General features: G+C 60.6%; 12 protein-coding genes. 7 read left to right on the plus strand and 5 right to left on the minus strand.

All coding sequences use genetic code 11. From position 1 onward, the window contains the following. Positions 1-15: 15 nt before the first annotated feature. The 3 genes from JK232_RS22430 to JK232_RS22440 all read right to left on the minus strand — a co-directional run bounded on the left by JK232_RS22430 (position 16) and on the right by JK232_RS22440 (position 2,805). Complete coding sequence (locus JK232_RS22430) at positions 16-915, minus strand: Dyp-type peroxidase (protein WP_101829322.1); 900 nt, start codon at positions 913-915, stop codon at positions 16-18. Between the two features lie 735 nt (positions 916-1,650). Further along, on the minus strand, positions 1,651-2,259 hold the full coding sequence (locus JK232_RS22435) for an RpoE-regulated lipoprotein (protein ID WP_101836125.1): 609 nt from the start codon (positions 2,257-2,259) through the stop codon (positions 1,651-1,653). A gap of 93 nt (positions 2,260-2,352) precedes the next feature. Beyond that, positions 2,353-2,805, minus strand: coding sequence for a DUF2919 domain-containing protein (locus JK232_RS22440; protein WP_072933793.1), 453 nt, complete (start codon positions 2,803-2,805; stop codon positions 2,353-2,355). A 154-nt stretch (positions 2,806-2,959) separates the two neighbouring features. On the opposite strand from JK232_RS22440, the gene JK232_RS22445 reads away from it, so the two are divergent. Beyond that, entirely contained in the window at positions 2,960-3,346 is a 387-nt protein-coding gene (locus JK232_RS22445) for a YgiW/YdeI family stress tolerance OB fold protein (RefSeq protein WP_212589712.1), read from the plus strand. A gap of 42 nt (positions 3,347-3,388) precedes the next feature. Here the strand turns inward: JK232_RS22445 and JK232_RS22450 are convergent, their stop codons facing one another. Next, complete coding sequence (locus tag JK232_RS22450) at positions 3,389-3,814, minus strand: GNAT family acetyltransferase (protein WP_072933798.1); 426 nt, start codon at positions 3,812-3,814, stop codon at positions 3,389-3,391. Between the two features lie 179 nt (positions 3,815-3,993). Here JK232_RS22450 and JK232_RS22455 point away from each other — a divergent pair, with 179 nt between their 5' ends. The 4 genes from JK232_RS22455 to JK232_RS22470 all read left to right on the plus strand — a co-directional run bounded on the left by JK232_RS22455 (position 3,994) and on the right by JK232_RS22470 (position 7,586). Continuing rightward, on the plus strand, positions 3,994-5,136 hold the full coding sequence (locus tag JK232_RS22455; protein WP_101829320.1) for a GNAT family N-acetyltransferase: 1,143 nt from the start codon (positions 3,994-3,996) through the stop codon (positions 5,134-5,136). Between the two features lie 123 nt (positions 5,137-5,259). After that, positions 5,260-6,138 carry an N-acetylmuramoyl-L-alanine amidase AmiA gene (gene amiA / locus JK232_RS22460; protein ID WP_072933802.1) on the plus strand — a complete coding sequence of 293 codons (879 nt, stop codon included), beginning with the start codon at positions 5,260-5,262 and terminating at the stop codon, positions 6,136-6,138. A 69-nt stretch (positions 6,139-6,207) separates the two neighbouring features. Beyond that, the gene (gene hemF / locus JK232_RS22465; protein ID WP_212589708.1) at positions 6,208-7,137 is read left to right on the plus strand and encodes an oxygen-dependent coproporphyrinogen oxidase; all 930 of its coding nucleotides are present in this window, start codon (positions 6,208-6,210) and stop codon (positions 7,135-7,137) included. Then, the gene (locus JK232_RS22470) at positions 7,137-7,586 is read left to right on the plus strand and encodes a YaiI/YqxD family protein (RefSeq protein ID WP_072933807.1); all 450 of its coding nucleotides are present in this window, start codon (positions 7,137-7,139) and stop codon (positions 7,584-7,586) included. The genes hemF and JK232_RS22470 overlap by 1 nt, the downstream gene beginning before the upstream one ends. Before the next feature lie 89 nt (positions 7,587-7,675). On the opposite strand, the gene maeB is transcribed toward JK232_RS22470, so the two are convergent. After that, positions 7,676-9,955: an NADP-dependent oxaloacetate-decarboxylating malate dehydrogenase gene (maeB, locus tag JK232_RS22475; protein WP_212589709.1), complete on the minus strand. Its 2,280-nt coding sequence runs from the start codon at positions 9,953-9,955 to the stop codon at positions 7,676-7,678. A 399-nt stretch (positions 9,956-10,354) separates the two neighbouring features. Between maeB and tal the strand changes: the two genes are divergently transcribed. Together tal and JK232_RS23105 are read left to right on the plus strand one after the other, a co-directional pair. Next, positions 10,355-11,305, plus strand: a complete 951-nt coding sequence (tal, locus tag JK232_RS22480) for a transaldolase (protein WP_072933811.1) — start codon at positions 10,355-10,357, stop codon at positions 11,303-11,305. Between the two features lie 17 nt (positions 11,306-11,322). After that, a partial coding sequence (locus JK232_RS23105) for a hypothetical protein (RefSeq protein ID WP_394854013.1) occupies positions 11,323-11,397 on the plus strand: 75 nt, incomplete at its 3' end.

Below are 11,397 nucleotides of genomic sequence, written 5' to 3' on the forward strand. Positions count from 1 at the left end.
GCCCGGCCACAGCCGTTACAGCGCCAGCAGGCGCGTCAGTGACGGGGCAAAGAAGTAGCTGCCGCTGACCGGGCGGGTGAAGCGCAGCATCTGGTCGCGCTGGCCGTCACGCTCGCCGAACATGCTCAGCAATTGCTGCTCAATATTGTGCAGGCGCGCGCAATAGGCGATGAAATAAAGCCCGTGTTTGCCGCTGACACTGCCGTACGGCAGGCTCTGGCGCAGGATTTTCAGCCCCTTGCCCTCTTCTTTGAGGTCAACCCGGCTGACGTGCGAGGTGGCCGGGCGGTCCGAAGGCGGCAGCTCCTCATTGGTGAGTTTGGTACGGCCGATCACCTGCTCCTGCTGCTCTACGCTGAAGCGCCCCCACTGGCGCAGGTTATGCTCCCAGCGCTGGACAAACACATAGCTGCCGCCGGCATCCGGCTGATCCTGGCTGATGATCGCCACCTCACGGCGTTGGTCGCCCTGCGGGTTTTCGGTGCCGTCCACAAAGCCGCTCAGGTCGCGCTGCTCAATGTTGCGGAAGCCGTGGGTTTCCTCTTCCACGTGGATGGCACTGCCGAACGCGGCTACGGCCGCCTGCGCCAGGGTGAAGTTAACGTCATGGCGCAGGGACTGGATATGAATCAGCATGTCGCGCTGCGTGGAGGGTGCCAGCCCCTTGCCGAGCGGGAGAAAGGATTTCAGTTCCGGCGCGCTGTGCCCGCCGCAGAGATCGGTCCAGACGTCATAACCAAAGGCGATCACCGCACCGAGGTTCTCCTGCGGAAATTTTTGCTGCATCTCTTTCAACGCCTGACAGAATTTACGGCACCCCTGGCGGATGGTGTCAAATTCGCCCTGAATATTGGCTTCCAGATAAATGGCAAAACGGCACTGTTCTAATAAGATGCCGCTCTGAACCTGTGTCATGTGGTGTGATCCTTATTGAGGTGCGCGCGGTGGGCGCGCGGGGGCTGTTTTTTGGCGGGGGGTATCATATCTCAGGGCGGGGGGAATGTTTTTGTTCTTGGGCAAGGGGATGGGGAAATTGTGTTGGCACACAGGGGGCCTTTGCTTTTGTGGAGATGGGGTGGATTGTTTCGGTTGTTCATGGGGGAAAGTTTCGGTTGTTCATGGGCGGTTGGCTACCCGGCCCCCGGTGCCTCAACCGAGCAGGGCCTGCCGGCGCGCCGGCCCTGCACCCGCGCGCGTTCAGTGCCCCGGCAGAATTATTGCCCGCGTAGCGGGTTCCCTCCAGCGTCCTCCGGGCTGTTCGGGCCGGGTCAGACACGCTCCCAGCGTGGCTGTCCCTCTCGCACACATCCCTGTGTGCTCGCCCGGCCCTGCGTCCTCGTCGGCAATAATTTTAATGCCCCCACCCTTTCTGCAAATCATCGGGTATGTAAGGAAAGAGTTGGCAGGGATTTTGGGCGTCCTGTCCGCTCGCCCGGCCCTGCGGCTTCATTCGGCAATGATTTTTACGTCCTCACCAGACTGCCTGTCTTTTGGTATGTAAGGAAAGAGTTGGCGGGGATTTTGGGCGTCCTTGCCCGCTCATCCGGCACTGCGGCGCTATTCGGCAATAGTTTGTATGTGCTTACAAACTTCGAAGGACAGCAGGCAGAAAAAAGCCCGCACAGGGCGGGCTTAGGGGCAATCGGGTGATCAGCGGGCCTGGGCGCGCCAGATGATTTTACTGACTTTCCAGTTTTTCAGGGTATCGTCGGCGGGCATCAGGCCGGCCGGGGCGTTGCTGGTACCGGTGAAAACGTAACTCAGGTGGCGGCTGTCCGGTGCGGTGCACTCGACGCCTTGCTCATCGTCGCCCTGCCCTTTCTGGCAGGCACCAAAGGCTTTGCTGTAGAGATCGCTGAAGGGCGTGCCGATCTTAACATCCCCCGCGGCGATGTCGGTGCCGGTCACGTCGATGCGCTCCACCGTGCCGTGCGCCGGGCCGGAGACCGTCAGCACCTCTTTGCCGTCATCCAGCGCCTGGTAAAAGGCCACCACCTGCCCGTTATTGGTGCCCATCCCGCTGCGCAACGTATAGTCGTTATCCAGCGCGGCCTTAATCGCCTCTTCAGTCATCGGCGTCGCGGCGGTCACATCACCGACGCCCTTGTCGCTCACTTCCAGACTGCTGCCGAACCAGTTCATCGGGTTAAGCCCCGACCAGGAAACGTCAGGCATCGCGGAAGAGACCGTGGCGCAACCTGTCAGCAGCAGCGGCAACGCCAGCAACAGCGGGCGGGGAAACGGCAGATGTTTATACATACTTACACTCCAGTATCGGCATTCACCGGCAACAGACGGCCGGGCGGGGAAAAGGTTCCGGCTCTTGGAGTCCGGCGGCGGCAAAAAGTGCCGTTACCCGCCATTCTCTGCCGCACTGAAGGCCCGCTTCAGCGAACGGCTCAGCAACCACCAGGCCAGCGCGGCGCTGTCCAGCAGCGTCAGCAACAGATCGCTGAATGCCGGTTGTGCCGCCTGCCACAACGCCACCCCCTGCACCATAAGCGACGCCGCCAGGGTGGCCAGCATCAGCCACCAGCCGGCTTGCCACAGCCGCGGCCAAAGATGGCGGCGGCCGCTCAGCAGAAATACCAGCGCCGCAGGCAGCCCCAGCGCCATCCCCGACCAGAAGTGGGTGCGATCCGGGTAAAACAGCGCCAGCAGCGTCGTGCCCTGCCCCTGCGAGGCCCCGGCCATAATAAACAGCAGCCAGGTGCGCGCCGGCAACAACAATACCAGCCAGAAAAAGAACGGCAGGCGCAGCCAGCCGTGCGCGTTATAGTCATCAGGATGATAGGGGTGCGGCACCGGAGGCCCTCATAACATGGCCGGGCACCCTGCCCGGCCGGAACAGCAGGGTAACAAAAAAAGCCACGCCTTAAGAAGATCTTAAGATCTCTCTGCTTTACTTATCTCAACGGCAACACTGCCTGCCTTTTGACAGACCCAAGGAGATACCATGATGAAAAAAATGACCCTCGTCGCGCTGATTGCCCTCTTCACCCTGCCTGCGGTTGCCCAGCAAGGCGGATTTATTGCCCCGAATGCCCCGGCGCAGGCCAGCCAGGGCGGCTTTACCGGCCCGGCCGCCAGCCCGGCGACCGTCAAAGCGGTGCAGGAGATGAAAGATGACGCCTGGGTACGCCTTGAGGGCCACATCGAGCAGCGCACCGGCGATGAACACTACCTGTTCCGCGACAACACCGGCACCCTGACGGTGGAAATTGATGACAAACGCTGGGCCGGGCAAAACGTCTCACCCACGGATAAAGTCCAGCTGGAAGGGGAAGTGGATAAAGAGTGGAGCAACGTGCAGGTGGATGTAAAATCGGTGAAAAAAGTGCTGTAACCCTCAGGCCGCCGGCCACCCTGCGATGGCCGGCCGCGCGGCTTAATACTCCTGATCTTCAATCAGGCGTTTGCCGAGCGCGATGCTGTCCGCCAGTTCATAGCCCAGCTTCTCATACATGCTGGTGACGGCATCGTTCTCTTCCCGCACCATCAGGTTGATCTTCGGGCAACCGCGCGCAATCAGCTTCTTCTCCAGCCGGCTCATCAACGCATTGGCGATGCCGCGCCCGCGGAAATCCGGGTGCACGCCGAGGTAATAGGCCGCGCCGCGGTGGCCGTCATACCCGCCCATCACCGTGCCTACCAGCTCCCCGCCCACCTGCGCCACCAGGAACAGGTCCGGGTCGTGGTTCATCTTGCGCTCGATATCCATTTCCGGGTCGTTCCAGGGGCGCAACAGATCGCACCGCTCCCAGAGGGTAATTACTTCTTCAAAATCATCTTGCCGGAATATGCGAATTTCCATGGGTGTTCGCCGCTATTGTTCAGATTATTCTTGATTATCGCGGGATCTGCCGGTGACGCAATATTAAATTGCCCCGCAGCCGCGCACTCAGACGATTTTTAGGCATTTTCCCGCCCGGCGGGCACCACCTCTGCTACATTGGCACGGTTGCCCGCGTTTCCCTGACCAGGAGTTTGCCGATGCCTTTAACCGCCTTTCCCTCCCTGAACCTGTTGCCTGCCGCCCAGTGGGATGCCCTGGCCCCCGTTGGACAGCCGTTTCTCAGCCACGCCTTTCTCGCTGTGCTGGAAGAGAGCGGCAGCATCGGCCCCGGCACCGGCTGGCGTGCTGAACATCTGGTCTGGATGGAAAACGGCCGCCCGCTGGCTGCCATTCCCGGCTACCGCAAAAGCCACTCCTACGGCGAATATGTGTTTGACCACGGCTGGGCAGACGCCTGCCGCCGCGCCCGCATTCCCTATTACCCGAAATGGCTTGGCGCAGTGCCGTTCAGCCCGGTCAGCGGCCCACGGCTGCTCGGCGCACCGGACGCCGCCGCGCAGTTGCTGGCGGCGCTGCCCGGTTATCTGGAACAGCAGCGGCTTTCCGGCGCACACATCAATTTCACCGCTGCGACGGATAACGCGCTGCTCAGCGCGCAGCCCGGCTGGCTGCACCGCCAGGGGTGCCAATACCACTGGCATAACCGCGGCTACCGCGATTTTCAGGACTTCCTCGACAGCCTGACCTCCCGCAAGCGAAAGCAGATCCGCAAAGAGCGGGCGCAGGTGGCATCGCTCGGCATCAGCTTTGCCTGGCGCGAAGGGGCGGAACTCACTGAAGCGGAATGGGATTTCGTCTACACCTGCTACGCCAACACCTACGCGGTGCGCGGCCAGGCGCCCTACCTGACGCGCGCCTTCTTCAGTTTGCTGGCCGAAAAGTTGCCGGACGCCATCCGCGTGGTGATAGCGAAACAGGGGCCACAGCCGGTGGCAATGGCCTTCAGCCTGCTGGGGGGTGACACGCTCTATGGCCGCTACTGGGGCTGCCTGGCCGAGTTTAACCAACTGCATTTTGAAACCTGTTTCTATCAGGGCATTGAGTATGCGATTGCTCACCACCTGGCGCGCTTTGATGCCGGGGCGCAGGGCGAGCATAAACTGATCCGCGGCTTTGAGCCGGTGCTCACGGACTCCTGGCACCGCCTGCTGCACCCCGGCCTGCATGAGGCAGTGGCCGGTTTCCTGGAACAGGAGCGCGAAGAGGTGGCAGGCTGGGCCGAAGGTGCCCGCCAGGTGCTGCCGTACCGGCAGGCACCGGACAGCGGTAAAGCCTTGTAAAGAAATCAGCGCCTTATTCATAAAAGGACATAGTTACGGGGCAACGGTAATAGTTATAGAGTCGATTGCCCCGGCCAGATCCGTTATAAACGTCACCCGGCTTTCTGACGATGGTGATGAACAATGCTCAATCCGCTGACTAAATTCCTGCAATTTACGCCGCTGCCCGCCTCCCCGTCGCGCCGCAAACTGTTGATTTCCGGGCTGGGGCTGGCGTTTGGGCTGCTTGGCGCCCGCACGGCGGCGGCACAGCAGCACGTCACCAAAACCGCCCCGGCCCCCAAACCGGCCAATGCCAAAAAAATCGTGATGCTGGACCCCGGCCACGGCGGCGTTGACTCCGGTGCGGTCGGCCATGAAGGCGCCGAAGAGAAGCACATCGTGCTGGAGATCGCCAACAGCGTGCGCCGCTGCCTGGCAGAGCATGACCACATTGAGGTGCGCCTGACGCGTGACGCCGACCACTTTATCCCGCTCTATCAGCGGGTGGAGATTGCCCACCAGCATCAGGCCGATCTGTTCGTCTCCATCCACGCTGACGGCTTTACCAACCCCAGCGCGTCCGGGGCCTCCGTGTTCGCCCTCTCCAACCGGGGGGCCAGCAGCGCGATGGCGCGTTATATGTCGAAAAAAGAGAATGATGCCGACAACGTCGCCGGGGCGAAGTACGCCGCCGCAGACAATAACTACCTGCAACAGGTGCTGTTTGACCTGGTACAGACGGACACCATCAAAAACAGCCTGACCCTGGGCCACCATGTGCTGGAGAAGCTGCGCCCGGTGCACCACCTGCACAGCCAGACCACCGAGCAGGCGGCGTTTGCGGTGCTTAAATCCCCGTCGATTCCGTCGGTACTGGTGGAAACCTCGTTCATCACCAACCACACCGAGGAGCAGTTGCTCAGCACCCCGCGTTTTCGCCAGGAGATTGCGCAGGCGATTGCCGACGGCATCGTCAGTTTCTTCCACTACTTCGACAGCCACGAGCGAAAACCGCGTTAGCCCTGCCAACGCCGGGGCAATCGGGTATACTTGGCGGCCTGTTCAGCCTGAGAGTGACTGCCCGCCGTTATGAGCCATCCGACTATCGACCTCGTTAAAACCTTCCTGATGTCCCTGCAAGACCATATTTGTGAACAACTGGCCGCTGCCGATGGCGGCGCGTCGTTTGTTGAAGATGCGTGGACCCGCGCCGAAGGCGGCGGTGGCCGCAGCCGGGTGCTGACGCAGGGCAAGGTATTTGAACAGGCGGGCGTCAACTTCTCCCACGTTTCCGGCGCGTCGCTGCCGCCGTCGGCCAGCGCGCACCGCCCTGAGCTGGCCGGGCGCAGTTTCCAGGCGATGGGCGTGTCGCTGGTGCTCCACCCGCACAGCCCGTATATCCCGACCAGCCACGCCAACGTGCGTTTCTTTATTGCCGAGAAGCCGGGCGAAGCGCCGGTATGGTGGTTTGGCGGCGGGTTTGACCTGACGCCGTTCTACGGGTTTGAAGAGGACGCCGTACACTGGCACCGTACCGCAGAGCAGATCTGCCGCCCGTTTGGTGACGACGTTTACCCGCGTTACAAAGCCTGGTGTGATGAGTATTTCTTCCTGAAACACCGCAACGAGGCGCGCGGCATCGGCGGGTTGTTCTTTGATGACCTGAACACGCCCGATTTCGGCACCTGCTTTACCTTCATGCAGGCGGTGGGCAACGGCTTCCTGACGGCCTACCTGCCGATTGTTGAACGCCGCAAAGCCCAGGTATGGGGCGAGCGCGAGCGCGCCTTCCAGCTCTACCGCCGCGGCCGTTACGTCGAGTTTAATCTGGTATGGGACCGCGGCACGCTGTTTGGCTTACAGAGCGGTGGCCGTACCGAGTCGATTCTGATGTCGATGCCGCCGCTGGTACGCTGGGAATATGGCTTTGAGCCGGACGAGAACAGCCCGGAAGCGGCATTGACGCGCGATTTCCTGCCGGTGCGCGACTGGCTGGCCGCTGATAAGGGGACACACTGATGCAAATCTGGGTCGATGCCGACGCCTGCCCGAATGTGATCAAAGAGGTGCTGTTCCGCGCCGCCGACCGCACCGCGACGGTGGTGACACTGGTGGCTAACCAGACCATCCGCACGCCGCCGTCAAAATACCTGCGCACCCTGCGGGTCGAGGCCGGGTTTGATGTGGCGGACAATGAAATCGTCAAACGCGTGGAGGCGGGTGATCTGGTGGTCACCAGCGATATCCCGCTGGCGGCGGAAGTGATTGAAAAAGGCGGTGTGGCGCTGAACCCGCGCGGCGAGCGCTACACCACGGAAACCATCCGTGAGCGCCTGAATATCCGTGACTTCATGGACACCATGCGCGCCAGCGGCGTGCAGACCGGCGGCCCGGCGGCGCTGAACCAGCGCGATCGCCAGCAGTTCGCCAACGAACTCGACAAATGGCTGCAACAGCGCAAACGCTGATCCTCCCCTTCTTCCCAGCAAAAGGGCCAGACCGGCCGTAAAAAAAGGGCGCGTTATGCGCCCTTGTTGCGGGTAACACCGAGACACCGTTACAACGGCTGGGTTTGTGCTTCCACCGCAGCCAGCGCCACCATATTGATGATACGGCGCACTGAGGCGATCGGCGTCAGGATGTGGACCGGCTTCGACACGCCCATCAGCACCGGCCCCACGGTAACGCCTTCCGACGAGGAGACGCGCAGCAGGTTGTAGCTGATGCGCGCCGCTTCCATGTTCGGCATGATCAGGATATTGGCCGAACCTTTCAGCGGGCTGTCCGGCATCAGGTCATTCCGGATGCTCTCCACCAGCGCGGCGTCGCCGTGCATCTCACCGTCAATCTCCAGCTCCGGCGCGCGCTCGTTGATCAGCGCCAGTGCCTCGCGCATTTTGCGTGCGGCCGGATTATCGGAGGAGCCGAAACTGGAGTGCGACACCAGCGCCACTTTGGGTTCGATGCCGAAACGGCGCACCGTTTCCGCCGCCATCAGGGTGATTTCCGCCAGCTGTTCCGGCGTCGGGTCATCGTTGACGTACGTGTCCGCGATAAAGGTGTTGCCGCTCGGCAGCAGCAACGCATTCATCGCGCCGGCCACATGCGCGTTCTCACGGAAGCCAAACACTTTCTCAATAATGTCATAGTGCTCGTGGTAACTGCCGATAGTGCCGCAGATCATCGCATCTGCTTCGCCACGCAGCACCATGATCGCCGCAATCAGCGTCGGGTTGCCGATCACCGCCCGCCGCGCCTGCTCCTGCGAAATGCCGCGCCGTTTCATGATCTGGTGGTATTCGCGCCAGTATTCGTTGAAGCGTGGATCGGATTCGTTATTCACCACCTCGAAATCCTTGCCCGCTTCGAGCTGCAAGCCGAGTTTCTTCAGCCGCATCTCAATCACGCTCGGGCGGCCCACCAGCACCGGGAACGCCAGCCCCAGCGACACCATCTCCTGCGTGGCGTGCAGCACGCGCTCCTCTTCGCCCTCGGCCATCACCACCCGTTTGGTCTCTTTTTTCGCCTGCGAGAAAATCGGCTTCATAAACAGGTTGGTCTTGTAGACGAACTCCTCGAGCTTCTCGGTGTAGGCGTCAAAATCAGCGATCGGCCGCGTCGCGACCCCGGAGTCCATCGCCGCTTTCGCCACGGCCGGGGCGATTTTCACAATCAGGCGCGGGTCGAACGGTTTCGGGATGATGTAATCCGGCCCGAATGACAGCTCCTGATCGTCATAGGCGGAGGCGACCACATCACTCTGCTCTGCCAGCGCCAGATCGGCAATCGCATGGACACAGGCCAGTTTCATCTCCTCATTAATGGTGGTGGCGCCGACATCCAGCGCGCCGCGGAAGATGAACGGGAAACAGAGCACGTTGTTGACCTGGTTTGGGAAATCAGAGCGGCCGGTGCAGATGATGGCGTCCGGGCGCACCGCTTTCGCCAGCGGCGGCAAAATCTCCGGTTCCGGGTTGGCCAGCGCCAGGATCAGCGGGTCACGCGCCATCTCTTTCACCATGTCCGGCTTCAGCACGCCGGGGCCGGAACAGCCGAGGAAAATATCCGCGCCCGGCATGGCATCCGCCAGCGTGCGCCAGCCGTTGTCCGGGATGGCATAGGCCGCTTTGGTTTCGGCCATGTTCTCCTCACGCCCCTGATAGATCACCCCGCGCGAGTCGCAGGCGGTGATGTTGTGCTGCTTCAGCCCCAGCGCCACCAGCAGGTTCAGGCAGGCGATGGCCGAGGCCCCCGCGCCGGAGACCACCAGCCGCACGTCAGAGATGTTTTTCCCGACCACCCGCAGGCCGTTAAGTACCGCGGCGGTGCAGATGATCGCCGTGCCGTGCTGATCGTCATGGAAGACCGGGATGTTCATGCGCTCGCGCAGCTTTTTCTCAATGTAGAAGCACTCCGGTGCTTTGATGTCCTCCAGGTTGATGCCGCCGAAGGTCGGTTCCAGCGCGGCGATCACGTCGATCAGTTTGTCCGGGTCATGCTCGTCGACTTCGATGTCAAACACGTCAATCCCGGCGAACTTTTTGAACAGGACGCCTTTGCCCTCCATCACCGGTTTGCCGGCCAGCGCCCCGATGTTGCCTAACCCCAGCACCGCGGTGCCGTTGGAAATGACCCCAACCAGGTTGCCGCGGGCGGTGTACTTGTAGGCGGCGAGCGGATCTTTCTCTATCTCCAGACAGGGGGCCGCGACCCCCGGTGAGTAGGCCAGCGCCAGATCACGCTGGGTAGCCAGGGGCTTGGTGGGTGATACCTGGATTTTTCCTGGGACGGGAAATTCATGGAAATCTAGCGCACTCTGTTTCAGTTGGTCGTCCATTGCAGGGTTCCTTGTCTTTATGGATCTTTTTGCGGAAGTCGATGTTGCCCAACCAGTATAGTGAGGGAATGGCGACAAACTTTGAGGCGGCCCAAAAAATAGCCGCCCGGTTTGCGTGATAAAGGGAATAAACGATGTCTCAGCAATCCTGGGAAAAAGGTCTATGCTGATATGTTGTGTCGTGACATTTGCGCCCTTCCTCTGGCCGCACACCTCTATGATTTTGCGCGTCACGCCGCCTTCTGCTGCGGTGCATTGCTATTACCCATTACAACAATCAGAAAAAGCGTATTCATTTCGTTAATGAAATGATGCAGGGTATACAAATGTGATGAGACTCCGAATTTTCTGAAACAGAACTCTCTATTTTTCGACGTTATCTCGCTAAGGAGCATTGAGATGAACCAGTTAGAAGCCCTGAAGAAAGTCACCACTGTCGTCGCCGACAGCGGCGATATCGAATCTATCCGCCACTTCGAACCGCAGGATGCCACCACCAACCCGTCTCTGATCCTGAAGGCCGCCGGCCTGCCGCAGTATCAGTCCCTGTTCAAAGACGCGCTGGACTATGCCCGTAAGCAAGGCGGCACCAAAGAAACCCAGATCATCAATGCCTCCGACAAACTGGCCGTTAACATCGGCGTCGAGATCCTGAAAAGCGTCCCTGGCCGCATCTCCACCGAAGTGGATGCCCGCCTCTCCTTTGACCGCGGCATGTGCATCGCCAAAGCGCGCAAACTGATCGGCCTCTATCAGGAACAGGGCGTGGATAAATCCCGCATCCTGATCAAACTCGCGTCTACCTGGGAAGGCATCAAGGCCGCAGAAGAGCTGGAAAAAGAGGGCATCAACTGTAACCTGACGCTGCTGTTCTCCTTTGCCCAGGCGCGCGCCTGTGCGGAAGCGGGTGTTTACCTGATCTCCCCGTTCGTGGGCCGTATCTATGACTGGTACAAAGCCAAAGAACCGAACGCCGAGTATAACGTCGACAACGATCCGGGCGTGAAATCTGTCCGTTCTATCTACGAATACTATAAACAGCACCGTTATCAGACCGTCATCATGGGTGCCAGCTTCCGTAAAGTGGAGCAGATTCTGGCCCTGGCCGGGTGTGACCGCCTGACCATCTCCCCGAACCTGCTGGAAGAGCTGAAAAACAGCGATGCCCCGGTTGAGCGCAAGCTTACCCCGTCTACCGAAGCGTTCCACCAACCGGCCCCGCTGGCTGAAGCGGAGTTCCGTTGGGAACATAACCAGGATCCGATGGCGGTTGAAAAACTGGCGGAAGGTATCCGTCTGTTTGCCGTCGACCAGCAGAAGCTGGAAGACATGCTGTCTGCTGAACTGTAATCACGGAGTTTTACTACATGTCCTCTCGTAAAGAGCTTGCCAATGCTATCCGTGCGCTGAGCATGGATGGGGTGCAGAAAGCCAAATCCGGC

It is taken from the genome of Nissabacter archeti (assembly GCF_018257325.1).
GTDB classification, from domain to species: domain Bacteria; phylum Pseudomonadota; class Gammaproteobacteria; order Enterobacterales; family Enterobacteriaceae; genus Chimaeribacter; species Chimaeribacter arupi.

What these genes read in the sequence shown, in the direction of transcription:
- hemF (WP_212589708.1), top strand. Translation starts at nt 6,208, where the DNA reads ATGAGCCATCCGACTATCGACCTCGTTAAAACCTTCCTGATGTCCCTG.
- JK232_RS22450 (WP_072933798.1), bottom strand. Translation starts at nt 3,814, where the DNA reads ATGGAAATTCGCATATTCCGGCAAGATGATTTTGAAGAAGTAATTACC.
- maeB (WP_212589709.1), bottom strand. Translation starts at nt 9,955, where the DNA reads ATGGACGACCAACTGAAACAGAGTGCGCTAGATTTCCATGAATTTCCC.
- JK232_RS22445 (WP_212589712.1), top strand. Translation starts at nt 2,960, where the DNA reads ATGAAAAAAATGACCCTCGTCGCGCTGATTGCCCTCTTCACCCTGCCT.
- JK232_RS22455 (WP_101829320.1), top strand. Translation starts at nt 3,994, where the DNA reads ATGCCTTTAACCGCCTTTCCCTCCCTGAACCTGTTGCCTGCCGCCCAG.
- JK232_RS22470 (WP_072933807.1), top strand. Translation starts at nt 7,137, where the DNA reads ATGCAAATCTGGGTCGATGCCGACGCCTGCCCGAATGTGATCAAAGAG.
- JK232_RS22430 (WP_101829322.1), bottom strand. Translation starts at nt 915, where the DNA reads ATGACACAGGTTCAGAGCGGCATCTTATTAGAACAGTGCCGTTTTGCC.
- tal (WP_072933811.1), top strand. Translation starts at nt 10,355, where the DNA reads ATGAACCAGTTAGAAGCCCTGAAGAAAGTCACCACTGTCGTCGCCGAC.
- amiA (WP_072933802.1), top strand. Translation starts at nt 5,260, where the DNA reads ATGCTCAATCCGCTGACTAAATTCCTGCAATTTACGCCGCTGCCCGCC.
- JK232_RS22435 (WP_101836125.1), bottom strand. Translation starts at nt 2,259, where the DNA reads ATGTATAAACATCTGCCGTTTCCCCGCCCGCTGTTGCTGGCGTTGCCG.